Below are 24,380 nucleotides of genomic sequence, written 5' to 3' on the forward strand. Positions count from 1 at the left end.
TGACGTGGGCGCGGCCCTCAGTGTGCCGGGCCGGGGGTGCTCCCGGGGGTGCTCCGCACTTACCCGTCCGCCTCGATCTCCGCGAGCCGCGCCGCCGCCGCGGTCAGCAGCATGTCGAGCGCGGCCGGATAGGCGCTGCGCCGCATGTCCACGACCAGGTGGCGGGCGGTCGCCGCGATGTGCGGGTGGGTGTCGGCGGGCAGCCGGGCGTACGTCGCCCGCCACACGCCCGCTTCCGCCTCGCGCGCGGCCCGCGGGAGGGCGACGCTCGCCGCGTCGAGGGCCGCGAAGGCCAGCGCCTGGTCGACGAAGGCGTGGTAGATCCGTACGGCCTCGGGGTCGGGGAAGCCGGCGCCGCGCAGCACGCCGATGATCGTCTCGACGGCCTCGATCTCGTGGACGCGGCCCGTGACGCGGTAGGAGCTGAGCACGGCGGCCTGCGGATGCGCGAGGGAGCCGGAGTGCACGCGCAGGCCCAGGTCACGCAGGTCCGCGCGCCAGTCGCCGGTGGGGTGCCAGGTGCGCAGCGTACGGCCGATGAGTTCGTCGGCGATGGCGAGCAGCAGGTCGTCGGTGTCGCGGAAGTAGCGGTACAGGGCGCTGGGGTCGGCACCGAGGGCGAGGCCGAGGCGGCGGACGGTGAGGGCGTCGGCGCCGTGCTCCCTGAGCAGTCGCAGCGCGGTCTCGACGATCAGCTCCTCGGAGAGCACGACACCCGTCTTGGTGGGGCGCCTGCGCCGCCGGGCGGCGGGCGGGACGACGCGGTCGTTCGTGGACGTCATGGGCTCTCCTTCCGGTGCGGGCACCTTATGTCAACGGCGTTGACCTGTTAAGGCCCCGGGCAGTTTCATTTCCGGTCATCGGGCCGGAATCAGGCCCCGGGTGCGATCGGAGCAGGCCATGACCCAGCAGCCGTACGGTGTGGATCCCCCGTCCCTGCGCAAGACCCTCGGCGTCGTCGACGGCGTCGCGATCGCCGCTTCGAGCACGGCGGCGACCACCAGCATCGGTATCGGCCTCGGGGTCACGGCCGGGGTGGTCGGGCTGCACCTGCCCGCGATCATGCTGCTGGCCTTCCTGCCGATCCTCGGGATCGCGGGCGCCTACTCCCGGCTGAACCGGGTGGAGCCGAATGCGGGCAACGGCTATGTGTGGGTGGGCCGTTCGCTCACCCCCTGGCTCGGTTTCCTGGTCGGCTGGGTGAACATCGTGGCCACGGTGGCGTTTCTCGCGTACACCACGGCGGTGACCGGTTCGGCGATGCTCCAGCTCGCCGGTGAGGCGGGGCTGCACCGGGTGGCGGGCCTCGCGCTCGACCCGGGCTCCACCGCGCAGACGACCGCGGTGGGCATCCTGGTCCTCGTCGCCGTCACGTTCACCGCGGTCACCGGCGTGAAGACCGCCGCGCGACTGCAGAGCGGGCTGCTGGTCTTCGAGTACGTCGTCCTGCTGGGCTTCTGCGGGTACGGCATCGTCACCGGGCCGCACCCCTTCAGCCTGAGCTGGTTCGACCCGTTCGCGATCCCCTCGGCGTCGGCGCTGGCGCAGGGGCTGCTGCTGTCGGTGTTCTGTTACTGGGGCTTCGAGGCGGCGTTCACCGTGAACGAGGAGGTGCGCGATCCGCGGGACGCCTCGCGGGCCGGGACCATCACGCTGGTGACGATGCTGGGTCTGTTCCTGCTCGGTTCCCTCGCCTTCCAGCGTGTGCTGTCCGAGGAGGAGTTGGCCGGGCACGGCGCCCAGGGGCTGGCGTACTTCGGCGACCGGCTGGCCTCGCAGCCGCTGGCCGCGCTCCCGCTGGTGGCTCTGATGTTCTCGGCCGTCGCCTCCCTCCAGGCCGGGGTGATCCCGACGGCGCGCGGCATGTTCGCGATGAGCCGGGACCGTACGCTCGGGCCCGTGTGGTCCAGGGTCAGCGCCCGGTACGGAACGCCGGCGGTCGGAACGCTGCTGATCGGCGCGCTGGCGACGGCCGTGGCCGCGCTCGCCCTGGTGATCCCCCGCCTCGCCGACATGATCATGGCGACGGTCAACGCGGTCGGCATCGTCGTCGCCCTGTCCTACGCGCTCACCGCCCTCGCGGCCGCCGTCCGCTTCCGTGGCCTGCTGCGCGAGGACCGGCGGCAGGGGATACGGGCCGTGGTGCTCCCCTCCTTGAGCGCGGCGGCGCTGCTCGGCCTCGGCGGCTATCTCGCCTGGTCCTTCTACACCTCGACCGACCACTTCGAAGTCAGCGCGGACAACGGGTGGTTCCTGCTGCTCACGCCCGCTTTGATGATCGTCTCCGGTTTCGTGGCCGCCGCCTGGGCGAAGTGGGTGCGCAAGTCCCCGTACTTCCGTACCGGACACGGCACCGACGCCGACGCGCCCCAACTCCTGGCCACACCCCACTAAGGAAACGGAAACATGCACGCTGATCTCCTCTTCACCGGTGGCCCGGTGCTCACCCCCGCGGGCCGCACCGCGACGGCGGTCGCCGTCACGGGCGACCGGATCACCGCCGTCGGGAACGCCGAGGTGCACGACCTGATCGGCCCCGGGACCGACGTGGTCGACCTGGCCGGACGGCTGCTCCTGCCCGGCTTCCAGGACGCGCACGTGCACCCGGTGCCGGCGGGCCTGGAACTCGGCCAGTGCGATCTGACCGGGGCGAAGACGGCCGAGGACACCCTCGCCGCCGTACGGGCGTACGCGGACGCGCATCCGGACCGGGAGTGGATCACGGGCGGCGGCTGGTCCATGGAGGCGTTCGCGGGCGGTACGCCGACCAAGGAGCTGCTGGATGCGGTCGTACCGGACCGGCCGGTGTATCTGCCCAACCGGGACCACCACGGCGCCTGGGTCAACAGTCGCGCCCTGGAACTGGCGGGCGTCACCCGGGACACGCCCGACCCGGCCGACGGGCGGTTCGAGCGGGACGCGTCGGGCGAGCCCACCGGCATGCTGCAGGAAGGGGCCATGCAGTACGTCGGCCGGATCACGCCCCCGGCCACCCCGGCGGACCGGCTCGCCGCGCTGTTGCACGCTCAACGGCATCTGCACACGCTCGGCATCACGGCTTGGCAGGACGCGCTCGTCGGAACGTTCCTCGGCATGGACGATCCGTCCGAGGCGTATCTGACGGCGGCCCGCGACGGTTCGCTGACCGCCCGTGTGGTGGGTGCACTGTGGTGGGACCGCGCACGCGGAGCCGAGCAGATTCCCGAACTCGTCGAACTGCGGGACGTGTTGAGCCACGGCCGGTTCCGGGCGACCAGCGTCAAGCTGATGCTGGACGGCGTCGCCGAGAACGGCACCGCCTCCCTCCTCGACCCCTACCTCGACAAGTGCGGCTGCGCGACGGCCAATCGGGGCACCAGCTTCATCGCCCCGGACCGACTCCCCTCGTACGTGACGGAGTTGGACGCCCTCGGCTTCCAGTGCCACTTCCACGCGCTGGGCGACCGGGCCGTACGCGACGCGCTCGACGCCGTCGAGGCGGCGCGGAAGGCGAACGGCCCGAGCGACACCAGGCCGCACCTGGCCCACCTCCAGGTCGTGCACCCCGCCGACGTGCCGCGTTTCGCGCAGCTGGGCGCCACGGCCAACATCCAGCCGCTGTGGGCCGCGCACGAGCCGCAGATGGACGAACTGACCATCCCGTTCCTCGGCGCCGAACGGGCCGCCTGGCAGTATCCGTTCGGGGCGCTGCTGCGCTCCGGGGCGCGGCTCGCGGCGGGCAGCGACTGGCCGGTCAGCAGCCCCGACCCGCTCCAGGGCATCCATGTCGCGGTGAACCGTGTGAGCCCCGACGAGCCGGGCCCGGTGTTCCTGCCCGAAGAGCGCATAGACCTGACGGCCGCGCTGACGGCGTACACCGCGGGATCGGCGTACGCCAACCACCTCGACGACACGGGGAGCGTACGGGAAGGGGCACTCGCGGATCTGGTCGTTCTTGATCGCGACCCGTTCGAGGGGCCGCCGGAGGCGATCGGCGAGACGAAGGTCGCCCTCACCTATGTGGGAGGCGAGCGCGTGCACGCGGCGGCCGACGCCTGACCGGTGCGCCGGTGCGCCGCGCACCCGACCCCACCTGCGGCGAGGCGGGTTGAGCGACGCACCGGCCATTTCACACCCGCATCACGCGTTACAGATGTCACACCATAGATCGTTTAGGCTCTGGGCAGTCTCGAAGCGCGCTTGAGTCGTCAACTAACGGCTCAGACAGAGCAGTTCGAGTCAGCGGGCGTCATCTTCGATCGCCCGCCCACAGGGTCGGGGGCCTGTGAATCGTCGCAAGAGAGGACGCGAATGCCGCAGGACGTCAGGTTCGACCTCCCCTTCACGACCCCGGTCAGCGAACACCTGGAGTACGCCCGAGAGCGCCATCTGCGCTGGGTGTGGGACAGGGGGCTGGTGCGCAGCCAGGCCGGGTTCGAGGAGTACCAGTCCTGGGACCTCCCCCAGGCGGCGGCACGGACCTACCCCCACACCTCGGCGGACGACATGGTCGTCCTGATGAACTGGTTCTCCCTGGCCTTCCTGTTCGACGACCAGTTCGACGCGGGCAGGCCCGACCGCGCGGACCGCATAGCGGAGGTCGCGCGGGAGCTGATCGTCACCCCACTGCGCCCCGCCGGGACCACTCCCCGCGTGGTGTGCCCGATCACCGTCGCCTGGGCGGAGGTCTGGGCCCATCTCTCGGATGGCATGTCCCTGACCTGGCGGACCCGGTTCGCCGCCTCCTGGGGACGTTTCCTCGTGGCCCACACCGAGGAGGTCGACCTCGCGGCCAGGGGCCTGGCGGGCACGCTCGGCCTGGAGGAGTACGCCGAGTTCCGGCGCCGCACGGTCGGCATCCACCACAGCATCGACGCCGGTGAGCGCAGCCGGGGCTTCGAGGTGCCGCCGCAGGTGCAGGCGCATCCGCTGATGGTCCGGATGCGGGATCTCGCCGCGGACACCATCGGGTTCATGAACGACATCCACTCCTTCGAGCGCGAGAAGCGTCGAGGAGACGGGCACAACCTGATCGCGGTGCTGCACCGCGAGCGCGGCCTCAGCTGGGAGGAGGCCGCCGCCGAGGCCTACCGGATGACCACGGAACGCCTCGAGGAGTACCTCGCACTCGAAGCGCGCGTCCCGGAGATGTGCGAGCAGCTCGGTCTGGGCGCCGAGCAGCGCGTCCAGGTCCGGATGGGCGTGGAGGCGATCCAGCACTGGATCAACGGCAACTACGAATGGGCCCTCACCTCGGGCCGCTACGCCGCGTCGAAGGAAGGCCCGGCCGCCACAGCGGAGTTGGCGGGCAAAGGGTCGCTGGACGATCTGCTCGCGGTGTGACGGACGGTTGCCGCCCGGCCGGGAACTCCGGCCGGGCGGCAGCGGTCCCACGGGAGGCGGTCACACCCCGTCAGCCGCACACGTTCACACCCTGGCCGTCCACACACGCTCACTCCCCCGCGGACCGCGCACGCTCACACCCCCGGGGTCCGCCACCCCCGCGGACCGCCCACGCTCGCTCCCCCGGCGGTCCGGACACGCTCACACCCCCGCGGGCTGCGCCGTGAACTCGACCGGCAGGGAGTCGAGTCGGGCCTCCCAGGTCGAGGCCGTCGAGGTGAGCTCGTCGGGCGACACGGCCAGCCGCAGGCCCGGCAGCCGGTGCAGCAGGACATCGACGGCCGTCTCGATGATGGCCTGGCCGATGTTCTGGCCGGGGCACTCGTGCGGGCCGCCGCTGAACGCGAGGTGCGACTGGTTGCCGTACACCGAGACACCGGTGTCGGGCCGGATCTCCGGATCGAGGTTGCCGGCGGTGAGGCCGAGCACCAGGAGGTCGCCCTCCTTGATGTGCAGGCCGCCCAGTTCGAGGTCGGCGGTGGCGAAACGCCCCGGGAGCACGGCGAGCGGCGGGGTGTTCCACATGACCTCCTCGACGACCGAGGAGACGTTCAGCTGACCGCTCACCAGCCCCGCCAGGCGCGAGGTGTCGGTGAGGACCAGTTGCAGCACCCGGGCGAGCAGGTTGCTCGTCGTGGTGTGCGCGGTGATCAGGACCAGGCGCAGATGGTTGAGGATCTCGTCCTCGTCGAGCTCCGCGTGGTGATCGAGCAGCCCCGAGGTGAAGTCGGAACCGGGCTCCAGGCGTTTGCGCTCGGCGAGTTCCGCGAGGATCCGCATGATGCGGTCGTTGTGGACGAGGGCGTCCTCGCCGCCCTTGATGACATGGGCACACGACACGGCCAGGTTGCGCCCCTCGCCTTCGGCGAGCCCGAAGACCCTGGTCAGGACCAGCATCGGCAGATACTCGGCGTACTCCCCGACCAGATCGGCGCTGCCCGCCTCCGCGAACGCGTCGATCTGCTTGTGCGCGAAGTGCGAGATGTGGCGGCGGATCCCGCGCCCCGCCACCGCCTGCAGATTGTCCGTGACCGCGCCGCGCAGTCTGCGGTGCGGCTCGCCGTCCTGCGACACGCAGTCGGGACGCCAGCCCAGCATCTGGATGAGCGGGGAGGCGTCGTCGACGCGTCCCTCCTTCCAGTCCCGCCAGATCCGTGAATCCCGGCTGAACTGAAGGGGGTTGTCCAGCACCCGGCGGTTCTCGCGGTAGCCCAGCACCAGCCAGGCGGGCACGTCGCCCTCGAGCAGTATCGGGGCGACGGCGCCGTGCTCCTTGCGCAGCCGGGCGTAGATGCCGTGCGGATCGATCGACGCGTCGGGGCCGTACAGCCGGGTCACGTCGTCGACGCCGCCGTGTGCGACGGGGCAGCCGCGGGGGGCGTCGGCGCCGCTCAAGGGCTGGTCGTTCATCGGGGCTCCAGGGCGACGGCAGAGCGTTCCTTGAGGTGACGTATGAGTGCGATCAGTACGTCACGGCTGGAGGCGCGGTCGCGGGCGTCACAGGCCACGACCGGGGTGTGCGGGGAGATGTCCAGGGCGTCCCGGATCTCTTCGACCGGGTGCTCCTTGGAGTCGGGGAAGACGTTCAGGGCGATGACGAAGGGAACGTTCTGCCGCTCCATCTCCTCGATGGCCCGGAAGCTGGAGGCCAGCCGCCGGGTGTCCACCAGGACCACCGCCCCGAGGGCCCCTTTGAACAGCCCGTTCCACAGGAACCAGAACCGCTCCTGGCCAGGCGTCCCGAACAGGTACAGCACCAGCTCGTCGTTGATGCCGATCTTGCCGAAGTCCAGGCTGACGGTGGTCTCCGTCTTGTCCGCCACGCCGATCAGGTTGTCGACGTCGGCACTGGCCTGGGTCAGTGTCTCCTCGGTGGTCAGCGGCTTGATGTCGCTGACCGAGCGCACCATGGTGGTCTTTCCGGTGCCGAATCCGCCGGCGATCATCACCTTCACCGAGCGGGTGCCGCCGTCCGACCCCCGGTCGGGATGGTCAAAGCCTTTGAAGTCCACTGAGTACCTCCTCAAGGAGCGCGAGGTCGGGCCCGCTGCCGGCGCCTGACGCCGGGATGGGATCACGGGCTACGACGCGGCCTGCGTCCAGCAGATCGGCCAGGAGCACCGCGAGAATGTTGAAGGGCAATCCGAGGTGGGCGCCGAGTTCGGCCACCGACAGCGGATCGCGGCAACGCCGGACGATCTCCTCGTGCTCGTGCTGCATGCCCGGTACGGCCGCGGCGCGCGAGACGATGAGGGTCGCCACGTCAAGGCTCGACGCCGAACCGCCCGGTCCGCTGCGACCACCGGTGAGGACGTAGTAGCGCTCGAGACCGGACGGGTCCGTGGGCCGGCGGGGAGCACTCATCCAGAGTGCTCCTCCAGGCGCGGAGTGGTGCCGAGGAGCTCACCCATCCTGCGGGCCAGATCCCTCATTTGGTGTCCGAGAAGGCCCTGGTCGAGGCCTTCCTTGGCCAGTACTCCGAGGTACGTCTCCACGCCGGCCCGCACCACGAACAGGTGGCCGCCGTCGACCTCGATCATCGCGAGCCGCAGCTGCCCCGCGTACTGGGGGAACTGCTCGGCGACGGGCTGGGCCAGTGCCTGCAGGCCCGCGACCACGGCGGCGAAGCGGTCCACGTCGTCGGGGTCGTCGGCGCCGTAGGAGGTGATGGCTTTGCCGTCGCTCGATGCCACGAGGGCGAAACGGATCTCCTGGATGCTCTCCGTCAGGTCGCGGAGCGCCCAGCTCACGTCGGTTCCCTGTTGCGTCATGGGGACTAGTCGCTCTCTTCAGTGCGGTGCTCGGTGGACTCGCGTCCGCCCGTCGTCTCGTGTCCGCCAGTCGTCTCGTGTCCGGCGGCCCGGTCGCGTTCCGTGCTCGTCTCGGGCGGTTCGGGCGTCTCTCGTACGACCGTCTCGCGCGGTTCGGGCCTCTCGCGTACCACCGTCGCGCGCGACTCGGAGGTCTCGTGTACGAACGTCTCGCGCGGCTCGGGCGTCTCGCGGCCGGCCGTGGCGAAGGCGGCCAGGCCGGTGAACGACGCGTCCGGCGGTACGGCGGCCACGGGCTCCTCGGTCCGTTCGACCGGCCTGGACCTGGACGGCTCGCTCCGCTTGCTCCTGCGCCGGGGCAGACCGCCGGGTGTGGTGTCCAGGATCTCGTCGGGTTCGGCGGCCGGCGGCGCGGCGACGATCTCGCGGTTCGGCGCGGCGGCGGCCGTCCGGTCGGCCGGGGCCGGAGCGGTCACCGCAGCCGGGAGCGGGCTGAAGTACTTGTGCGGGACCACGACGACCACCGAGGTGCCGAGCCAGGGCGAGTCCGCGAAGGTGACGCGGATGCCGTACCGGCGGGCAAGCGCTCCCACGACGCGCAGGCCGAGGTTGGCGTCCTCCGAAACACCGCCGAGGCCGGGGCCCGCCGCGACGCCCTCGAGCGCCTGCTCGGCCTCGCGCTTCTTCTCCTCGCTCAGGCCCTTGCCCGCGTCCTGGATCTCGACTCCGACGCCGTTGGGGACCTCCTTGCCGGAGACGATCACGGGCTCGCTGGGCGGCGAGTAGCGCGCCGCGTTGTCGAGGAGGTGGGCGAAGATCAGCGTGAGGTGGTCCACCAGACCGCCGTCGACGCCGAGTTCGGGCAGGTGGCGGACCTGTACGCGGTCGAAGTCCTTGATGCGGCCGATGCCGCCGCGGACCACGCTCAGCAGCCGCTGCGGTTCCTGCCACTGCCGTCCGGGCCGGTCCGAGCCGCCGAGCACGCCGATGCTGGCGGCGAGACAGTCGGCGGGGCCGATCTCCTGGTCCAGCTCCATCAGGCCCTGGGCCACCGCGGGCAGCCGCCCGTGTTCGCCCTGCAGCTCGTGCAGGCGTCCGCGCAGCTTGCTGGTCAGTACGTGGATACGGCTGCCGATGCTGATGACGGCCTGCTCGGCGGAGGTGGAACGGTCGAACTCCTCCTCCACGCCGATCAGCGCGGTCCGGAGGATCTTGCGCAGCGCGGCCCGCAATTCGGGTCCCGCGGCCGCCTCCTGGGCGACCTCCGCCAGGATGTCGTCGATGGCGTCACCGGCCCGCAACCGCCGGAGGGCCTCGGGCAGATTCGTGTCTCCAAGCCGCGCGACGGCGTCCCGCTGCGACACGAGCTGCTCCTGCCAGACCTGGCCCTCCTCGGTGATCCGGGACTCGAAGCCCTTGGCCTCCCCGGCGAGGCGGGCTTCGTAGGCCTGGATCTCCTCGGCGAGTCGGGCTTCGAAGGCCTGCGCCTGCTCGGCGAGTCGAGCTTCGAAGGCCTGCGCCTGTTCGGCCAGTTGGCCCTCAAGGACGGAGCGCTCGGCGCTGAACTTCCGTTCCATGCCCGCTACATGCTGCTGCCACTGTTGCGAATGCTCGGCCAGCGAGGTGCGGAACTCGCCCGCGCTGCGGCGCAGTTGACGCTGGGTGCGGACGAGAAGCCGGACGCACACGGCGCTTGCGGCGGTGGCCGCCGCCCCGGCGAACGTCGCGGGTATCTGCGTCTGGTCGGGTCCCACGACCGCGGCGGCGACGGTGCCGGCGCCTAAGGCGAGCGGCATCAGCCACCAGCCGTACCAGGCGCCAGGTGCCCGCGCCGCCGGGGGCGGAGTGGCAAGTTCCATCTGCATCCTTCGAAAGCAACACGATCGAACAGGGGGGTGTACGGGCGCTGGACGCGTCGAACACGCAGCGCGAGGCGATCGAGTGTGTTCGCGTCAACTCGCAGCGCCGCAGGGGAGCTTATCGGGTTCGCGATCAAAAGGATCAACTCCCCTCTCCTTACCCGTGAGTGTTCGGTCACTCTCCGGCAGGACGACACAAAAGCCGTCACCGCTCCCCGACGGGCCCGTGATGCCGGGGGCCGGGGCCGAGGGCCGAGGGCCGAGGGCCGAGGGCCGAGGGCCGAGGGCCGGCGACAGGTTCGGGCGGGCGGCCCGCCGTCTCACCCTCGCCAGCGCAAGCCGGTGACCCGTACGCCTCACGCCCTGCGGAGCATCCGATTACGCTGCCGCGTACGGAGGTGTCCCGCAGGTCGGTGCACCCGTCGACACGCAGCCCCGTCCCCGCCTGGATGTCCCCTCCGATGGTGGCGCACAGCAATTGCAGCGCCCGTTCGCCGCGTCGCTCACCGTGCCCGGTCAGGCGGCTGTTCTCCAGGTGCAGGGTGCCGCCGAGCGAGGCGCCGTAGAGATCGATGGGCCCGCCACCCGGCACCCGGAGATCTCGCACTTCCAGCCGGTCGTGACCCCTACCGCCGACAGGCCGGGCAGCACGCAGTCACGCATCTCCAGGGCGCCCAGCGACGCTCCGTCGAGACAAGGGGGTTCCTCGAAGCGGCAGTTGCGCAGCCGTAAGGTCCCTGCGACGACCGCTTCCGCCAGGTCGAGCCGCCCGGTGACGCGGACGTCCCTGAGCCTGAGCCGTGGCAAGTGGCCGGGTTCGGCCGGCGGTGGCGCGAGCAGCAGCCTGCGGACCGCGGACGCGCGGACCTCGCCTCCGTCCGCGTACCACTCGCCCCTGCGGAACGCTGCCCACATCCCCCGCTCGCTCCCGCTCCAACCGCCGGCGCCAGGCTGCCCGACACGTCAACTCCCCCTCCGGTAACGGAAACCGGTGGCATCGCTACCCGGGGGCGCGCGGGGCAACCTGAGGCGCCCCTTTACTTCATGGACAGCTGTCCAGCTATAGTGTACACCTGTCCATGAAATAGCGGCGCGACATCACGCCGCGCGAGGGGGCCCGCTGACGATGGAAACGGTCGCGAACGTGCTGGTGGGCCTGGTGGCCGCGCTGCACGCGTACATCCTGGTCCTGGAGATGTTCCTGTGGGAGAAGAAGCCGGGGCGGGGGCTGCACGGGTTCGGCCCGGAGCTGGCCCGGGCGACCGCGCCGCTGGCCGCGAACCAGGGGCTCTACAACGGGTTCCTGGCGGCGGGCCTGGTGTGGGGTCTGATCGCCGCGGATCCCACCGGCTTTCGCGCGCAGGTCTTCTTCCTGGTGTGTGTGGTGGTCGCGGGTGTGTACGGAGCGGTCACCGCGAACCGCCGGATCCTGTTCGCGCAGGCCCTGCCCGGCGCGCTCGCCCTCGCCGCCGTGCTCGTCGCACGGTGACGGCCGAGGACCCGCGGGCCGCCCGCACCAGGGCCAGGCTGCGGCAGGCGCTGCTGGAGGAGTGCGCGGAGCGGCCGTTGGAGGAGGTCGGCGTGGCCGCGCTGGTGCGGCGGGCCGGGGTCGCCCGGGCCACCTTCTATGTGCACTACGCCGACCTGGAGGCGCTGGCCGTCGACGCCTGCGCCGATGTCGTACGGGACGCCGTGGAGGCACTGCACGCGTGGCGCGGACGGCCCGACCCGGTGTCCGCGCCGCCCGCCCTGCTCGCGTTCTTCGCCGAACTGGCCCCGCACGCCGCGCTCTACCGTGCCCTGCTGACCCCCGGCGGCGGTGGCCCGCTCGGCCTGGTGCTGCACCGGGACCTGCGCGCCCGCAGCCTGGCCGAGCGCACCCTCGCGGGCGCGCCGGACGCCCCGCTCGTCGCCTCCGCGGTCGCCGCCACCTTCGCGGGCGTCCTCGCCGACTGGCTGCACGGCTTGTTGGAGGGCACCCCGGAGGAAGTCGCCCACCAGGTCTGGCAGTTGCTTCTCGCCCTGCACCGGAGCCGCTGACGGGTCACTTGCAGCCCAGCCCGTCCTTCACCTCGGGCCACGCCTCCACCCCGTGCGGGGTGCGGACGTACGCCTTCGACTCGTCGGGCGTCAGCCAGAGGTCCCAGTCCTGGAAGCGGTAACCGGTGTCGCGTGCGCCGACGGGCATCAGGGCGTCCGACTCGTACGCGGAGGTGAGCATCGAGCCCCCGAGCACTCCGCCGGGATCGCGCGCGTACAGCTTCCTGTTCTCGCCGCGGCCCATCGACAGGAAGTGTGCGCTCTGCCAGCCGCAGTGTGCGTCGCCGGCAGAGCTGTGCACCCGCGTGACGGGCGCGCGGTGGCCGTTCCGGTCGGTCCATATCTCGTACCAGGTCGAGTCGGTGAAGCTCGCCGGGAGTTCGGCCGGGTCGCAGGAGGCGCTGGTCTCCGGGCCCCAACCGGGGCGGTGCGGCCGGTCCTTGGCGACGACGACGGCGACCTTGGTCCTGCCGTCGACGTCGTACGAGAACAGGACGCGGCCGTCCGCCCTGCGCTCCACCCGGTAGCCGTGGTCCGGCAGCTCGGGCTGATCCATGTCGAAGTACGCCCGCAGGCCTTCCTCCGGTGTCGAGCCGCCGTCGCCCTCGCTCCACGCGTCGCCCGCTCCGCCCGAGTAGATCTCCCCGTCGCACTCCAGCGCCCGTCCGGCAGCGCCGGCCCCGGCCGTGACCGCTCGTACGCTGTCCCCTTCGGCCTCCTTGTGCGGCAGGGTCAGTGGCCCCGCATACGGTGTGGCGGGGGGAGTTCCGGTGACCACGAGGTCCGGCCGGCTCCCGTCACCGCACCCCACCGCCGTCAGGCAGGTCAACACCATCGCCGCCACGAGTCCCTTGCGCATCCCCACCCCTGTCCCCGACTGCCGCGTCCCTCCTCCGACGCACGAGCGGCACCGGGCGTTCGGCGTCTAGCGCGTCGCCTGGAACGTCCGCCGGTATGCCTGCGGTGAGACACCGATCGCCGCGTGCAGGTGCTGGCGCAGTGAGGTGCCGGTCGCGAAGCCGACCTGACCGGCGATCTGGTCCACCGACAGCTCGCTGGACTCCAGCAGATGGCGGGCCCGGGAGACCCGCTGATGGATGAGCCAGCGGCCGGGGCTCACGCCCACCTCGTCGTTGAACCGGCGGGCGAAGGTGCGCAGGCTCATCCGGGCGTGGTTCGCGAGATCGGCCAGGGTCAGCGGGTCACCGAGACGCGTCAGGGCCCATGCGCGCGTGGCGGCCGTACTCGTCGCCGAGGTCTCCGGCACGGGCTGCTCGATGTACTGGGCCTGGCCGCCGTCCCGCCACGGCGGCACGACACACCGCCGGGCCACCTTGTTGGCCAGCTCGCTGCCGTGGTCCTTGCGCAGGATGTGCAGGCAGATGTCGACCCCGGAGGCGGCACCGGCCGAGGTGAGAACCGTGTCGTCGTCGACGAACAGCACGTCGGGGTCGAGGAAGACCCGTGGGAACGTCCGCCGGAAGTCGTCGGCCAGCTGCCAGTGCGTGGTCGCCCGGCGCCCGTCCAGCAGACCGGCCGCCGCCAGGACGAAGGCGCCCGTGCAGATGGAGACGATCCGGGTGCCGGGCCGGATGAGCGCGAGCGCGGCCAGGACGTCGTCGGGGAGTTCCGCGGTGACGCTCTCCGGGGTGATGGCCGGGATCACCACCGTGTCCGCCGTGGACAGCGCCTCGGGGCCGTGGTCGACGGTGACCGAGAAATCGGCGGTGGTGCGCACCGGCCGACCGTCGACGGTGCAGGTCACCACCTCGTACCGGCCTTCCGCCGCGCCGAAGATCCGGCTGGGGATGCCCAGCTCGAAGGGGTAGACGCCGTCCAGCGCCAGGACGACCACTCGCTCCACAGCATGCATGGCACGATCTTATCGAAGGTTGGCAATCATGCCATTTTCTTGCCGGGCGGACCCCGGCAGGCTGGGACACCATGAGCACTGTGAACACCATGCGAGTCATCAGTCAGGACGTCCTCGGCGGTCCCGAGGTCCTCAAGGTAGTGGAGGTGGAGCGCCCGGCGCCGCGGCCGAACGAGATCCTGGTCCGGGTGCGCGCCGCCGGCGTCAACCCGACCGACTGGAAGCACCGCGCGACCGGCGGCTTCCTCGGCGAGCCGCCGTTCGTCCTCGGCTGGGACGTCTCCGGCGTGGTCGAGGCGACCGGCATCGGCGTCGCCCGCTTCAAGGCCGGGGACGAGGTCTTCGGCATGCTGTCCTACCCCTTCGGCCATGGCTCGCACGCCGAGTACGTCGCTGCCCCCGCCCGCGCCTTCACGCACAAGCCGTCCGGCCTCGACCACACGCAGGCGGCCGCGCTCCCGCTGGTCTCCCTGACCGCCTGGCAGGCCCTGGTCGAGACGGCGGACGTCCAGCCGGGGCAGCGGGTGCTGATCCACGCGGCGGCCGGCGGGGTCGGGCATGTGGCCGTGCAGATCGCCAAGGCGCGGGGCGCGTATGTCATCGGCACCGCGAGCGCGGGCAAGCACGACTTCCTGCGCGAGATCGGGGTGGACGAGGCGGTCGACTACCGGGAGACCGACTTCACCGAGGCCGTGAAGGACGTCGACGTGGTCCTGGACACGATCGGCGGCGAGTACTCCCTCCGCTCGCTGCGTGTGCTGCGCCCCGGCGGGGTCGTGGTCTCGATCCTGCCGGTCGGGTCGGACGACTTCTACCAGGAGGCCGAGCGGCTCGGCGTTCGGGCGGTCAGGATGCTCGTCGACGCCGACCGCGCCGGCATGCAGGCGATCGCCGATCTCGTCGAGACGGGCAAGCTGCGCCCCACGATCGCCGAGACCTTCCCGCTGGCCGAGGCCGCCAAAGCGCACGCGCTCGGCGACACCGGCCGCACCACCGGGAAGCTCGTCCTCGTCGTCGACTAGGCCGACAGGCCGACAGGCCGACCGGAACGTGAGCGCGGGCTTGATCATCCTGCCCGCGTTCATGTTCCGCCCCGCACCGCCCGCGCGATGTCCGCGAACGGACAGCGACCGGTCAGACGGACAGTGCCCGATCAAACGGCCAGTGACTGATCAGGCGGTGCGGCGGGAGCCGTCCATCCGGGACGAGTTCGACCTGCGCGGGGACGGAGGTCCGGGTCTCACCAGCGCCGAGGGTGAGGCGAAGGACAGTACGACATGGTTGCCGGGCCGACGCCGGTGACCTGCGGGCCGACGGCCTCGACGACGCCCGTACCCTCGCGGCCGAGGGCACCGCGCAGCGGGAAGAACAGACCGCCGCCGCGCACCGCACACCCACACCTCGGGGCAACTCGCCGCGCAAATCGAAGACATATGTCAATCGAACATGCTGGAATTCACTCCGTCGAGGGTAACTTGCAGAGCAGGGAACGGCTTTGCGACCGCCGGTGCCGACTGGAGGTGATGACGTCGTGGCGCACGACGACCCCGCACCGCTCACCCGGCATCTGCGCATCCACGAGGACCGTGGTCACCTCGTGCTGGAGTTCCACGGGGAGATCGACATCCTCGCGGCGCTGGAGATCACCCCGATCCTCGACTCCGCGACCGGGGGCCCGGCGCCGCAGATCGTCATCGACCTGCGGCCCGTCGAGTTCTTCGACTGCTCGGGCCTGCGGCTGCTCTACCGGGCCCGGCGCCGTGTCCTCGCCCGCGGCGGCCGGCTGCACCTCGTCTGCACCCAGCCGCTGATCCTGCGCATCCTCCGGGTGACCGGACTCAACCGCCTCCTGCCGCCCTCGGCGTCACCGGACGAGGCGCTGAGCAGGCCCGGGGCCACGTCGGGTTCCGTGTGACCGCGGGCGATTCCCGGTGCCTGCGTCCGGACCATCTGGTTCCTGCGTCCGGACCATCTGGTGCCTACGTCCGGATCATCCCGTGCCTGCTCCCGGACCGTCCGGTGGCTACGTCCGGATCTCCGATGCCTACTTCCGGATCTTCGTGACCTGCCCCGCCCCGACCGTCCTGCCGCCCTCGCGGATGGCGAACTTCAAACCCTCCTCCATGGCGATCGGCTGGATCAACTGCACCTGCATGGTGGTGTTGTCGCCCGGCATCACCATGTCCGTGCCCTTGGGGAGGGTCACGACTCCGGTCACGTCCGTCGTACGGAAATAGAACTGCGGGCGGTAGTTGTCGAAGAACGGGGTGTGCCGACCGCCCTCGTCCTTGGAGAGGATGTACGCGCGCGCCTCGAACTCCGTGTGCGGGGTCACCGACCCCGGCTTGATGACGACCTGACCGCGCTCCACGTCCTCGCGCTTCACCCCGCGCAGCAGCAGGCCGACGTTCTCCCCCGCCCGGCCCTCGTCGAGAAGTTTGCGGAACATCTCCACGCCGGTGACGGTGGTCTTCGTCTTCTGCGCGTGGATGCCGATGATCTCGACCTCGCTGTTGACCTTCAGCACCCCGCGCTCGATACGGCCGGTGACGACCGTACCGCGGCCGGTGATGGTGAAGACGTCCTCGATCGGCATCAGGAAAGGCCGGTCGACATCGCGTACGGGCTCGGGCACGAACGCGTCGATCGCCGCGAGGAGCTCGAGGACGGACGCACTCCACTTCGGGTCGCCTTCGAGAGCCCTGAGCGCGGAGACCTGTACGACGGGGACGTCGTCGCCGGGAAATTCGTACTCGGTGAGCAGTTCACGCACTTCGAGCTCGACGAGTTCCAGGATCTCCTCGTCGTCGACCATGTCCGTCTTGTTGAGCGCGACGACGATGTACGGGACACCGACCTGCCGGGCCAGCAGGACGTGTTCCTTGGTCTGCGGCATCGGACCGTCGGTCGCCGCGACGACCAGGATCGCGCCGTCCATCTGCGCGGCGCCGGTGATCATGTTCTTGATGTAGTCCGCGTGCCCCGGGCAGTCGACGTGCGCGTAGTGCCGGATCTCCGTCTGGTACTCGACATGCGCGATCGAGATCGTGATACCGCGCTGGCGCTCCTCGGGAGCCTTGTCGATCTGGTCGAAGGGCGTGTAGGGGTTCAGGTCGGGAAACCGGTCGTGCAACACCTTGGTGATGGCCGCCGTGAGCGTCGTCTTCCCGTGGTCGATATGACCGATGGTGCCGATGTTGACGTGCGGCTTGGTCCGCTGGAATTTCGCCTTCGCCACTGCAAGCCCTCCTGATCACCTGGGTGACGCCGAGCGTTGCTTCGCGGCTTTCCGGCCGAGCGCCGCACCGCCTCCGGGTGCGCGCCGGCCTCCTTCCCGGCCGAGCGAACGGCCGGGAAGTTCCGCTCCTTCCTGTCTATTCGCTCGGGGGCGCGTCGAACAGGGCGCTGACGGACTCACCGTTGTGAATGCGCCGCACGGCCTCGGCGAGCGCGGGGGCGATGGACAGGATCCGCAGCTTCTCGGTGTGCTCCTCGACCGGGACCGGCACGGTGTTCGTGCACACGATCTCCAGCACGTCGGGCTGCGAGCTGAGCCGCTTGAGCGCGCCCGCCGCGAACAGGCCGTGGGTGCAGGCCACCCGGATCGAACGCGGCCCCAACTCCCGCAGCCGTTCCAGGAGTTCGAGGACCGTGCTGCCCTTGGCGATCTCGTCGTCCAGCACGATGACGTCCCGGCCGGTGACGTCACCGATGACGGAGCTGATGCTCACCCGGTCGTCAGCGAACCGCTGCTTGGCGCCCGCGGCCACCTGGGCCCCGATGAGCCGGGCGAATGCCGCCGCCTCCTTGGCGTTGCCCAGGTCCGGCGAGACCACCGTCGTACGCGCGAGGTCGTACTGGCGGAAGTGCGCGGCCAGCTCTCGCAGGGCGTGCAGATGGTCGACCGGTACGGAGAAGAAGCCGTGCACCTGCGGGGAGTGCAGGGTCATCGCGAGGACCCGGCTCGCTCCTGCCGCCACCAGCAGATCCGCGACCAGCCGGCCGCCGAGCGAGATCCGCGGCATGTCCTTCTTGTCCGAGCGGGCGTACGAGTAGTGCGGCATGACCACGGTGATCCGCCCGGCGGAGGCGCCCCGGGCCGCGTCGCACATCATCAGCAGCTCGACGAGGTGCTCCTGCACCGGGGTGACCAGCGGCTGCACCAGGAAGACATCGCGCTCGCGGCAGTTCGCCTGGAGCTGGACCTCCAGGCAGTCGTTGGCGAACCGGCTGACGCGGGTCGGGCTGAGGGGCACACCGAGATGCGCGCAGAGCTCGGCCGCCAGCTCGGGATGGGCACTACCGCTGAACACGGCGATGTCACGCACGACCGCTCCTCGCAAGATCGAACCGGGTTGCGTCGCCGACTGGCAAGATCGACCCGGGGTGCGTGCTTCATGCTACTGCGCACCTTTCAGGCCCTCGACCCGGGGGAAATCCCGTCGCGGACGGCCGCCCGGGGCACGCCATGATGACGCGGCCGGTCGCCGCCCGGGTACCGGTCTCGAGGACTCGACCACGCATGCACACGCCCGGCATGTGCGGGACGTCGAGCTACGGCTGCGGTCGTCACCTCCGGGAGCACCGCGACCGAGACCGCCCGGTCCGCGGCGACGGGCGGCCGGTCCTCGGACACCCTGCGAGCCGGGGCTGACGCACGGCGCGGGGGGTGCTGGTGGTCGCGCCCGTCGGGCGACCGCCCGGTGCGCCGGGCCGTGCCCCGGCGCCGGAGGACCGTCCAGCAGATTCAGTACGCCGAGCAGACGCGGTGCGCCGCCTGCCTACGGCGAAGGGTGAGCGCGGCGGTGGCCATCGATGGCCGGCTTGCCGAGCCGCACCCCGATAGTCCACAACGCAACTGCCTGCCAAGGGGCTTGAGGGGTACACGGACGGTGGAAAGGAGGGCCGTCGACATGACGACGTCCATCAAGCGCATGCCCGGCTGGGCGAAGGTGGTCAGCGCCTTCGTGCTGGTACTCGTGGTGCTCTTCGCCGGGCTGCGGCTGGCCGTTCTGCCGGGACTGCGCGATGTGTTCGGCACCGAGACACACGACCGGTCGGGCCCCGCGCTCCTCAAGTCGATCCAGGACATGAGCCGTTACGACGCGGCGTCGGGCAACTTCCAGGTGGTCGTGGACCTGGAGAAGGACGCCAAGTACCTGCCCGACGCGATCCGCGGCACCCGCACGCTGTACGTGGGGGCCGGCACCGTCGACGCGTATGTCGACCTCGGCACACTCGGCGAGAAGGACGTGACGGTCAACGGCGACCGCACATCCGCCGCCCTCCATCTCCCGCACGCGGCGCTGGGCAAGCCCGCGCTCGACCCCGACCACTCGTACGCCGTCTCCAAGCAGCGGGGTCTCCTCGACCGGATCGGCGACATCTTCTCCGACAACCCCAACAACGAGCAGGCCGTCCAGAAGCTCGCGGTCAAGCACATCAGTCAGGCCGCGAAGGACAGCCGGCTCACCTCGCGCGCCGAGGCGAACACCACCGGCATGCTCGAAGGCCTGCTGCGCTCGCTCGGCTTCAAGGACGTGACGGTCACGTACGGCACCTGAGCGGTCGAGGCTCTCACGGCTTGCCGGATGGCCGTCCGCCACCGGCAGGCAGACGATGGAAGGGGGCAAGTGAAGGGAGCCGTCATGCTGGAGATCAAGACGGTCGACAAGCCGGATGAACGGCGCGATTTCCCCCGCGGCCACCTCGAAGCGGTCCACATGACCGGGCTCGACTTCGCCGTGGGAACCTTCGAACCGGGATGGCACTGGTCCGAATCGGTGGGGCCCATCGCGGGGACCAAGAGCTGCGAGATCCATCACAACGGATTCGTCGTCCAGGGACGGATGCACCTCCGCATGGACGACGGCGGCGAAGGAGAAGTCGGCCCCGGCGATGTGTTCGTGTGCCCGCCCGGGCACGACGCGTGGGTCGTCGGCGACGAGCAGGTGATCCTGTACGACTTCGCGGGACACATGGCAACCGATTACGCGAAAGCGGCGAACGCCCAGTAGCGCGGCACGGGGCGGGGCCGCCCCGTCCCCCGAAGAAGCGGAGGCGGGGCGGCCCCCGCCGCACACCCGAGGAAACCGGGGGCGCCGCGGCCCTCACCCGCGCACCCGGGGACACAGGGGCACCGCGGCCTCCACCCGCACACACGGACAAGCGGGGGCGCGACACGGACGCGGCCGGCACCCCCGCAGAAACGGGGCGACCCAGCCCCGACTCGCACGCCCGAGGAAACGGGGGCGCCGCGGCCCCCGCCCGCACACCCGAAGAAGCGAAGGCGACTGCAGCTCAGGCTTACACAACCGCTACAAGCGGGGGCGACCCGGCCCCCGCCCGCACACCCGAAGAAACGAGGGCGACTACAGCCCGGCCCACACAACCGCGCAAGCGGGGGCGACCCAGCCCCGGCCCGCACACCCGAAGAAACGAGGGCGACTACAGCCCGGCCCACACACCCGCACAAGCGGGGGCGACACAGCCCCGGCCCACTCACCCGCAGGAACGGGGGCGCGCCGCCCCCGGCCCGCACACGGCGGCGGGGCTGCCCCGCTCAGCCGGTCAGGATGCTCGGCAGCGCCAGCGCGCCCAGCAGTGTCGCGCCCGCCAGCATCCAGGCGACGTAGTCGCCGATGTGGCCGGACTGAAGGCGGCGCAGCCGCTCCGTCCAGGGCTGCTCCCCGAGCAGCCTCGGGCGGGTGGCGGCGAGCGCGGCCAGGCCCAGGGCCAAGACCGTCGAGGTCAGGCCGAGGAGCACTCCGGCGAGGGTCCAGTGGGGCGCGGTGACCGCCCCGCCGGACCCCGCCTCGCTCACGGCGTGCCCGACCACACCGGCGAAGCCGGGCGCCACACCGACGGCGAGGGACGCGGCCAGCAGCAGCGCGGGGACCGCGGTCATCGAGTCCGGCACCCGCTTCAGCCGGTGCCGGGTCTCCGGTTCCTCGGCGGAACCGGTGGTCTCGTAGGAGGACTCGCTCTCCGGCTCCGGTCCGAGGCCGAAGAACACGCGCGCGGCGACGCGCAGCACCGCGCCCGCGGTCACCGCCGACACGGCGACGAAGATCACGGTCAGCGGTCCCCCGACGGCCTCCTCCGTGACCGCCTTGCCGAGCCCCGTACCGAAGGGCGGCAGCCCGGCGAGGCCCAGGGCGCCGGCCACGAACATCACGCCGACCCCGCGCAGCCGCCGGGCGCGCCCGTGCAGCGCGTGTTCGTCGACGCTGCCGTACCGGTCGAGCAGGATGCCCGTACAGGCGAAGAGGGCGGCCTTCACACCGGCGTGCCCCAGGATGTACAGCGCGACGCCGTCGTCGGCCTCGGGCGCGAGCCATCCGATGCCGATCAGGAAGAGCCCCATGTGGGCGACCGTCGAGTAGGCGAGCAGCCTCTTCACATGCCGCTGGTACCAGCACATGACCGCGCCGACCACGGCCGTCAGCACGCCGAGGACGATCAGCGCCCGTTCCAGGTCGGCCGCCGGGATCCCGCCGGGTCCGGAGAAGACCGTCCCGTACACCCGCCAGACGCCGTACGCGCCTAGTTCGACCATCACTCCGGACAGCAGCATGCACACCGGCGTCGGCGCGACCGCGTGCGCGTCCGGCAGCCAGAAGTGGAAGGGCACCGCCGCGGCCTTGACCAGCAGCGCGGTCAGGACGAGGACGAAGGCAGCGAGGGTGAGGGCGTCGGGTCCGTCGTGCTGGTCGAGGCCCCGGCCGATCTTCACCAGGGTGAGCTCGCCGGTGCGCGCGTACAGCAGCGCGATCCCCAGCAGCATGCCGTACGCGCCGAGGGAGTTGATGACTCCGAAGGTCAGCGCGCCCTGCACGGCCTTGGCCTCCTCGACACGGTGCCCGGTCAGCGCGTATGCCACGACGCTCATCAACTCGAAGAACACGAAGGCGTTGAAGAGGTCCCCGGCGATCGCGAAGCCGCACATGCCGGCCTGGAAGAGCAGCATCAGGGCGGGGAAGGATCCCGCATGGCGGCGCGGCGGTTCCTCGAAGTAGTGCCAGGAGTACGCCAGGGCCGCCAGGGTCAGCAGCGAGGCGAGAGCGGCCATGCCGAGCGCCGGCCCGTCACCGACGAGGACGATGCCGACGCCCTCGCCCTCCTCGGGCTTCCACCCGCCCACCCATTCGACCAATGGGGGCGAGGAGTTGAGCAGCAGCACGATCGCGAGAGCGGCGGTCCCCGCGGAGACGGCACAGCCGACCGTCTCGGCGACGACGCGCGGCATTCGGCGGCCGCACGCGACGAGCAGTCCGGCCCCGAGCAGCGGTACGGCGACCAGCAGGGGCAGCAGGTGGTTCATCAGCCGCGCAGCTCCGAGAGTTCGTCGGGGTCGACGGTGCCGTGGCGTTTGGACACCTGCATGACGAGGGCGAGCAGCAGTGCGGTGACGGTGGCCCCGACGACCACGTCGGTCAGGGCGAGTGCCTGCACCACCGGGTCCACCACGGGCCGCGCGCCCGGCTTCAGGTCGGAGAAGACGGGCGCGGTGCCGCCGTCGCGATAGCCGACGGCCAGCAGCAGGACGTACGAGGCGGACTGGCAGACCGCGAGGCAGCCCACGGCGTGGATGAGGTTGCGGCTGGTGGCGATCCCGTAGCAGCCGACGAGGAAGATCCACACGGCGACGAGGTACGGCAGTACGGACATCACTTCCCGCTCTCCTTCTCAATCTCCACGGCCTGGTCCAGGAAGCGGGCGAGCAGCACGACGACCGCGCAGGCGACCTCCATGCCGATGGCCGCGTTCAGGAGGGGGACGGTCCCGCCGGAGGACAGCGTGTTGAACGTGCCGTACGGGAGCAGGGTGTTGGCGAGGAACGCGGTGCCGCCCAGCAGCCCGGCGAGGCCCGTGACGAGGTAGGCGGACGCGGCCAGCGCATCGCCCACCTCGTACAGGCCGACCGGCCGGATCCGTTCCAGGGCGCGGTAGTCGGCACCGAGATAGAGCAGGTGCAGGGCGGTGGCGGCGACGACGCCGCCCTGGAAGCCGCCGCCCGGGCTGAGCTGTCCGTGGGCGATGACGTAGAGGCCGGTGAGGAGGGCGACGGGCAGGACGATCAGCGCGTAACGGCGGACCGGGAGCGCCACGTACGCGGGTTCGGGTTTCGCGCGGCGCTCGTCGCGGGTCTGCCGCAGCAGCACGACCGTGCCGAGGACGGCGGCGAAGAGGATGCTCATCTCGCCGAGGGTGTCGAAGGCGCGCAGGTCGAAGTTGACGGAAGCGATGGTGTTGGCGGTGCGGCGGCCCAGCGACGCGCGCACCACGCGGTCCCCGTACGGGTGTGACGCGCCGCCGAAGCCCGGCAGCTTCAGGCAGGCCGCGACGAGGAGCGTCGCGAGGCCCGCGCCGCCCACGGCCAGGATCATCATCCGTACGCGCCGCGTCACCGCGCCTTGTCCTTCTTCCGCCCGCGCCGCCGGACCTTGCGGACCGAGAGCAGCAGCAGGAGCGGGGTCAGGGCGGAGCCCACGGCCAGCTGGGAGAGGCCCACGTCGGGGGCCTGGAGCACGGTGAACAGGACGGCCAGCGTCGTGCCGAGGACCGCCAGCACCAGGGCCTGGCGCTCGGGTTCGCGCACCGCGACGGCCACGGTGGCGCAGGCGGCCACCAGCAGCAGCGCGACGACGATGAGCGGGTCATCCATCGCCGCTCCCCGCGAAACCCGCGGCCAGGGCCCGCGACGCGATGAGGTTCCCGCCGATCAGCAGGGCGCCGACGACCAGCAGCTTCACCATCGCCCGGCCCGGGCCGGTGACCGCGCACAGGACGAGCACGACCACGGCACCGAACCCGGCGACCGCGTAGGTGAGCCAGGCGGACTTCGGCGGGTCCTTCTCCAGGTCGTCGGCGAGCAGTCGGGCGAAGACGAGGGTGCCGACCGGGCCCAGCAGGGCGAGAACCAGGGCGAGGTCGACGTACGACGGCCGCTGGTAGCCCTGGGCCAGGAGGAGCAGGCTCGGACAGGCCAGTGAGGTGGACAGGTTCTGTGCGACGACCCGGCGCCGCAGCGGCCCGGTGGCGACGCCCCAGACCGTTGCGCCCACTCCCCCGGCGAGGGCGGCCGTCGCCGTGACGGTCCAGCCGTTCACCGGCCGCCCACCGCCCGCCGCGCGCGCCATGCCGCGACCGCGCAGACCAGCGCGGCGGCGGCCCCGACGATCAGTTCGAGCGTGTCCACCGTGCTGATGAGAACCAGCCACAGCACCGCGAGGGCGGCCCACCAGGCCAGGACTTCGAGCGCACCCCGAAGCGCCGCACGCCGGTTCACCCGGAACGCCGTACGCCGATCCATACGCCACCTCCGGGGTCCCTCGCTCGCCACTTCGACCACCCATATCCGCATTCGGTCACGTCATCCAAGCACCGTCGAATCGCCGCGAGCGGGCGGCGCGCGAAGGGGCCGTTCCCCGGAGTGCCCTGACAGAGCGAAGG

25 protein-coding genes are annotated in these 24,380 nt (G+C 71.3%); 9 read left to right on the top strand and 16 right to left on the bottom strand.

Features of this window, described 5'->3' with window-relative positions:
* Positions 1 to 59: 59 nt before the first annotated feature.
* Positions 60 to 782: a TetR/AcrR family transcriptional regulator gene (locus ACFVXA_RS22540; protein ID WP_362023864.1), complete on the bottom strand. Its 723-nt coding sequence runs from the start codon at positions 780 to 782 to the stop codon at positions 60 to 62.
* A 118-nt stretch (positions 783 to 900) separates the two neighbouring features.
* Here ACFVXA_RS22540 and ACFVXA_RS22545 point away from each other — a divergent pair, with 118 nt between their 5' ends.
* The 3 genes from ACFVXA_RS22545 to ACFVXA_RS22555 all read left to right on the top strand — a co-directional run bounded on the left by ACFVXA_RS22545 (position 901) and on the right by ACFVXA_RS22555 (position 5,322).
* Positions 901 to 2,394, top strand: coding sequence for an APC family permease (locus ACFVXA_RS22545; RefSeq protein ID WP_390026208.1), 1,494 nt, complete (start codon positions 901 to 903; stop codon positions 2,392 to 2,394).
* A gap of 12 nt (positions 2,395 to 2,406) precedes the next feature.
* Positions 2,407 to 4,038 (top strand): amidohydrolase, encoded by a 1,632-nt coding sequence (locus ACFVXA_RS22550; RefSeq protein WP_362023858.1) that lies wholly within the window; start codon positions 2,407 to 2,409, stop codon positions 4,036 to 4,038.
* A 252-nt stretch (positions 4,039 to 4,290) separates the two neighbouring features.
* On the top strand, positions 4,291 to 5,322 hold the full coding sequence (locus tag ACFVXA_RS22555) for a 7-epi-alpha-eudesmol synthase (RefSeq protein ID WP_362023855.1): 1,032 nt from the start codon (positions 4,291 to 4,293) through the stop codon (positions 5,320 to 5,322).
* A 201-nt stretch (positions 5,323 to 5,523) separates the two neighbouring features.
* On the opposite strand, the gene ACFVXA_RS22560 is transcribed toward ACFVXA_RS22555, so the two are convergent.
* The 5 genes from ACFVXA_RS22560 to ACFVXA_RS22580 are packed head-to-tail and all read right to left on the bottom strand — an operon-like array spanning position 5,524 to position 10,012.
* Complete coding sequence (locus tag ACFVXA_RS22560; protein ID WP_362023852.1) at positions 5,524 to 6,792, bottom strand: cytochrome P450; 1,269 nt, start codon at positions 6,790 to 6,792, stop codon at positions 5,524 to 5,526.
* Complete coding sequence (locus ACFVXA_RS22565; RefSeq protein ID WP_362023848.1) at positions 6,789 to 7,394, bottom strand: ATP/GTP-binding protein; 606 nt, start codon at positions 7,392 to 7,394, stop codon at positions 6,789 to 6,791. The genes ACFVXA_RS22560 and ACFVXA_RS22565 overlap by 4 nt, the downstream gene beginning before the upstream one ends.
* On the bottom strand, positions 7,375 to 7,746 hold the full coding sequence (locus tag ACFVXA_RS22570) for a DUF742 domain-containing protein (protein WP_362023845.1): 372 nt from the start codon (positions 7,744 to 7,746) through the stop codon (positions 7,375 to 7,377). The genes ACFVXA_RS22565 and ACFVXA_RS22570 overlap by 20 nt, the downstream gene beginning before the upstream one ends.
* Positions 7,743 to 8,153 (bottom strand): roadblock/LC7 domain-containing protein, encoded by a 411-nt coding sequence (locus ACFVXA_RS22575; RefSeq protein WP_028798637.1) that lies wholly within the window; start codon positions 8,151 to 8,153, stop codon positions 7,743 to 7,745. The genes ACFVXA_RS22570 and ACFVXA_RS22575 overlap by 4 nt, the downstream gene beginning before the upstream one ends.
* 5 nt (positions 8,154 to 8,158) lie before the next feature.
* Positions 8,159 to 10,012, bottom strand: coding sequence for an ATP-binding protein (locus ACFVXA_RS22580; RefSeq protein ID WP_390026211.1), 1,854 nt, complete (start codon positions 10,010 to 10,012; stop codon positions 8,159 to 8,161).
* 1,126 nt (positions 10,013 to 11,138) lie between these two features.
* Between ACFVXA_RS22580 and ACFVXA_RS22585 the strand changes: the two genes are divergently transcribed.
* Both ACFVXA_RS22585 and ACFVXA_RS22590 read left to right on the top strand, forming a co-directional pair.
* On the top strand, positions 11,139 to 11,501 hold the full coding sequence (locus ACFVXA_RS22585) for a DUF1304 domain-containing protein (RefSeq protein WP_383740822.1): 363 nt from the start codon (positions 11,139 to 11,141) through the stop codon (positions 11,499 to 11,501).
* Positions 11,498 to 12,052 carry a TetR/AcrR family transcriptional regulator gene (locus ACFVXA_RS22590; RefSeq protein WP_384398546.1) on the top strand — a complete coding sequence of 185 codons (555 nt, stop codon included), beginning with the start codon at positions 11,498 to 11,500 and terminating at the stop codon, positions 12,050 to 12,052. Before ACFVXA_RS22585 ends, ACFVXA_RS22590 begins: the two co-directional genes overlap by 4 nt.
* Positions 12,053 to 12,056: 4 nt before the next feature.
* Here the strand turns inward: ACFVXA_RS22590 and ACFVXA_RS22595 are convergent, their stop codons facing one another.
* The gene (locus ACFVXA_RS22595; protein ID WP_389469048.1) at positions 12,057 to 12,911 is read right to left on the bottom strand and encodes a hypothetical protein; all 855 of its coding nucleotides are present in this window, start codon (positions 12,909 to 12,911) and stop codon (positions 12,057 to 12,059) included.
* A 66-nt stretch (positions 12,912 to 12,977) separates the two neighbouring features.
* Complete coding sequence (locus tag ACFVXA_RS22600) at positions 12,978 to 13,925, bottom strand: GlxA family transcriptional regulator (RefSeq protein ID WP_383905568.1); 948 nt, start codon at positions 13,923 to 13,925, stop codon at positions 12,978 to 12,980.
* A 71-nt stretch (positions 13,926 to 13,996) separates the two neighbouring features.
* On the opposite strand from ACFVXA_RS22600, the gene ACFVXA_RS22605 reads away from it, so the two are divergent.
* Both ACFVXA_RS22605 and ACFVXA_RS22610 read left to right on the top strand, forming a co-directional pair.
* On the top strand, positions 13,997 to 14,947 hold the full coding sequence (locus tag ACFVXA_RS22605) for an NADP-dependent oxidoreductase (RefSeq protein ID WP_362023826.1): 951 nt from the start codon (positions 13,997 to 13,999) through the stop codon (positions 14,945 to 14,947).
* A gap of 509 nt (positions 14,948 to 15,456) precedes the next feature.
* On the top strand, positions 15,457 to 15,840 hold the full coding sequence (locus tag ACFVXA_RS22610; RefSeq protein WP_362023823.1) for an anti-sigma factor antagonist: 384 nt from the start codon (positions 15,457 to 15,459) through the stop codon (positions 15,838 to 15,840).
* 129 nt (positions 15,841 to 15,969) lie between these two features.
* On the opposite strand, the gene tuf is transcribed toward ACFVXA_RS22610, so the two are convergent.
* Together tuf and ACFVXA_RS22620 are read right to left on the bottom strand one after the other, a co-directional pair.
* Positions 15,970 to 17,163: an elongation factor Tu gene (gene tuf, locus ACFVXA_RS22615; protein WP_362023820.1), complete on the bottom strand. Its 1,194-nt coding sequence runs from the start codon at positions 17,161 to 17,163 to the stop codon at positions 15,970 to 15,972.
* Positions 17,164 to 17,299: 136 nt separating this feature from the next.
* The gene (locus tag ACFVXA_RS22620) at positions 17,300 to 18,253 is read right to left on the bottom strand and encodes a ribose-phosphate pyrophosphokinase (protein WP_362023817.1); all 954 of its coding nucleotides are present in this window, start codon (positions 18,251 to 18,253) and stop codon (positions 17,300 to 17,302) included.
* Between the two features lie 585 nt (positions 18,254 to 18,838).
* On the opposite strand from ACFVXA_RS22620, the gene ACFVXA_RS22625 reads away from it, so the two are divergent.
* Both ACFVXA_RS22625 and ACFVXA_RS22630 read left to right on the top strand, forming a co-directional pair.
* A complete protein-coding gene (locus tag ACFVXA_RS22625) occupies positions 18,839 to 19,489 on the top strand; it encodes a DUF4230 domain-containing protein (protein ID WP_362023814.1) in 651 nt (216 codons plus the stop codon).
* A gap of 84 nt (positions 19,490 to 19,573) precedes the next feature.
* The gene (locus ACFVXA_RS22630) at positions 19,574 to 19,942 is read left to right on the top strand and encodes a cupin domain-containing protein (RefSeq protein ID WP_362023811.1); all 369 of its coding nucleotides are present in this window, start codon (positions 19,574 to 19,576) and stop codon (positions 19,940 to 19,942) included.
* Positions 19,943 to 20,487: 545 nt separating this feature from the next.
* Here ACFVXA_RS22630 and ACFVXA_RS22635 read toward each other — a convergent pair.
* The 6 genes from ACFVXA_RS22635 to ACFVXA_RS22660 are packed head-to-tail and all read right to left on the bottom strand — an operon-like array spanning position 20,488 to position 24,240.
* Complete coding sequence (locus ACFVXA_RS22635) at positions 20,488 to 22,248, bottom strand: complex I subunit 5 family protein (RefSeq protein WP_390026214.1); 1,761 nt, start codon at positions 22,246 to 22,248, stop codon at positions 20,488 to 20,490.
* The gene (locus tag ACFVXA_RS22640; RefSeq protein ID WP_362023805.1) at positions 22,248 to 22,595 is read right to left on the bottom strand and encodes a sodium:proton antiporter; all 348 of its coding nucleotides are present in this window, start codon (positions 22,593 to 22,595) and stop codon (positions 22,248 to 22,250) included. The genes ACFVXA_RS22635 and ACFVXA_RS22640 overlap by 1 nt, the downstream gene beginning before the upstream one ends.
* Positions 22,595 to 23,317 carry an MnhB domain-containing protein gene (locus ACFVXA_RS22645; RefSeq protein ID WP_390026273.1) on the bottom strand — a complete coding sequence of 241 codons (723 nt, stop codon included), beginning with the start codon at positions 23,315 to 23,317 and terminating at the stop codon, positions 22,595 to 22,597. The genes ACFVXA_RS22640 and ACFVXA_RS22645 overlap by 1 nt, the downstream gene beginning before the upstream one ends.
* Positions 23,318 to 23,331: 14 nt before the next feature.
* Positions 23,332 to 23,592 (bottom strand): hydrogenase subunit MbhD domain-containing protein, encoded by a 261-nt coding sequence (locus tag ACFVXA_RS22650; RefSeq protein WP_362023799.1) that lies wholly within the window; start codon positions 23,590 to 23,592, stop codon positions 23,332 to 23,334.
* Positions 23,585 to 24,037, bottom strand: coding sequence for a monovalent cation/H+ antiporter complex subunit F (locus tag ACFVXA_RS22655; protein WP_383741006.1), 453 nt, complete (start codon positions 24,035 to 24,037; stop codon positions 23,585 to 23,587). Before ACFVXA_RS22655 ends, ACFVXA_RS22650 begins: the two co-directional genes overlap by 8 nt.
* A complete protein-coding gene (locus tag ACFVXA_RS22660; protein ID WP_383905574.1) occupies positions 24,034 to 24,240 on the bottom strand; it encodes a hypothetical protein in 207 nt (68 codons plus the stop codon). Before ACFVXA_RS22660 ends, ACFVXA_RS22655 begins: the two co-directional genes overlap by 4 nt.
* Positions 24,241 to 24,380: the final 140 nt, after the last annotated feature.

This window comes from Streptomyces sp. NPDC058246 (genome assembly GCF_042881985.1).
In the GTDB taxonomy this organism is placed as follows: Bacteria; Actinomycetota; Actinomycetes; order Streptomycetales; family Streptomycetaceae; genus Streptomyces.

Coding starts and splice junctions, on each gene's coding strand:
- ACFVXA_RS22540 (WP_362023864.1), bottom strand. CDS start 782: ATGACGTCCACGAACGACCGCGTCGTCCCGCCCGCCGCCCGGCGGCGC.
- ACFVXA_RS22545 (WP_390026208.1), top strand. CDS start 901: ATGACCCAGCAGCCGTACGGTGTGGATCCCCCGTCCCTGCGCAAGACC.
- ACFVXA_RS22550 (WP_362023858.1), top strand. CDS start 2,407: ATGCACGCTGATCTCCTCTTCACCGGTGGCCCGGTGCTCACCCCCGCG.
- ACFVXA_RS22555 (WP_362023855.1), top strand. CDS start 4,291: ATGCCGCAGGACGTCAGGTTCGACCTCCCCTTCACGACCCCGGTCAGC.
- ACFVXA_RS22560 (WP_362023852.1), bottom strand. CDS start 6,792: ATGAACGACCAGCCCTTGAGCGGCGCCGACGCCCCCCGCGGCTGCCCC.
- ACFVXA_RS22570 (WP_362023845.1), bottom strand. CDS start 7,746: ATGAGTGCTCCCCGCCGGCCCACGGACCCGTCCGGTCTCGAGCGCTAC.
- ACFVXA_RS22575 (WP_028798637.1), bottom strand. CDS start 8,153: ATGACGCAACAGGGAACCGACGTGAGCTGGGCGCTCCGCGACCTGACG.
- ACFVXA_RS22580 (WP_390026211.1), bottom strand. CDS start 10,012: ATGGAACTTGCCACTCCGCCCCCGGCGGCGCGGGCACCTGGCGCCTGG.
- ACFVXA_RS22585 (WP_383740822.1), top strand. CDS start 11,139: ATGGAAACGGTCGCGAACGTGCTGGTGGGCCTGGTGGCCGCGCTGCAC.
- ACFVXA_RS22595 (WP_389469048.1), bottom strand. CDS start 12,911: ATGCGCAAGGGACTCGTGGCGGCGATGGTGTTGACCTGCCTGACGGCG.
- ACFVXA_RS22600 (WP_383905568.1), bottom strand. CDS start 13,925: ATGCATGCTGTGGAGCGAGTGGTCGTCCTGGCGCTGGACGGCGTCTAC.
- ACFVXA_RS22605 (WP_362023826.1), top strand. CDS start 13,997: ATGAGCACTGTGAACACCATGCGAGTCATCAGTCAGGACGTCCTCGGC.
- ACFVXA_RS22625 (WP_362023814.1), top strand. CDS start 18,839: ATGACGACGTCCATCAAGCGCATGCCCGGCTGGGCGAAGGTGGTCAGC.
- ACFVXA_RS22630 (WP_362023811.1), top strand. CDS start 19,574: ATGCTGGAGATCAAGACGGTCGACAAGCCGGATGAACGGCGCGATTTC.
- ACFVXA_RS22635 (WP_390026214.1), bottom strand. CDS start 22,248: ATGAACCACCTGCTGCCCCTGCTGGTCGCCGTACCGCTGCTCGGGGCC.
- ACFVXA_RS22640 (WP_362023805.1), bottom strand. CDS start 22,595: ATGTCCGTACTGCCGTACCTCGTCGCCGTGTGGATCTTCCTCGTCGGC.
- ACFVXA_RS22645 (WP_390026273.1), bottom strand. CDS start 23,317: ATGATGATCCTGGCCGTGGGCGGCGCGGGCCTCGCGACGCTCCTCGTC.
- ACFVXA_RS22650 (WP_362023799.1), bottom strand. CDS start 23,592: ATGGATGACCCGCTCATCGTCGTCGCGCTGCTGCTGGTGGCCGCCTGC.
- ACFVXA_RS22660 (WP_383905574.1), bottom strand. CDS start 24,240: ATGGATCGGCGTACGGCGTTCCGGGTGAACCGGCGTGCGGCGCTTCGG.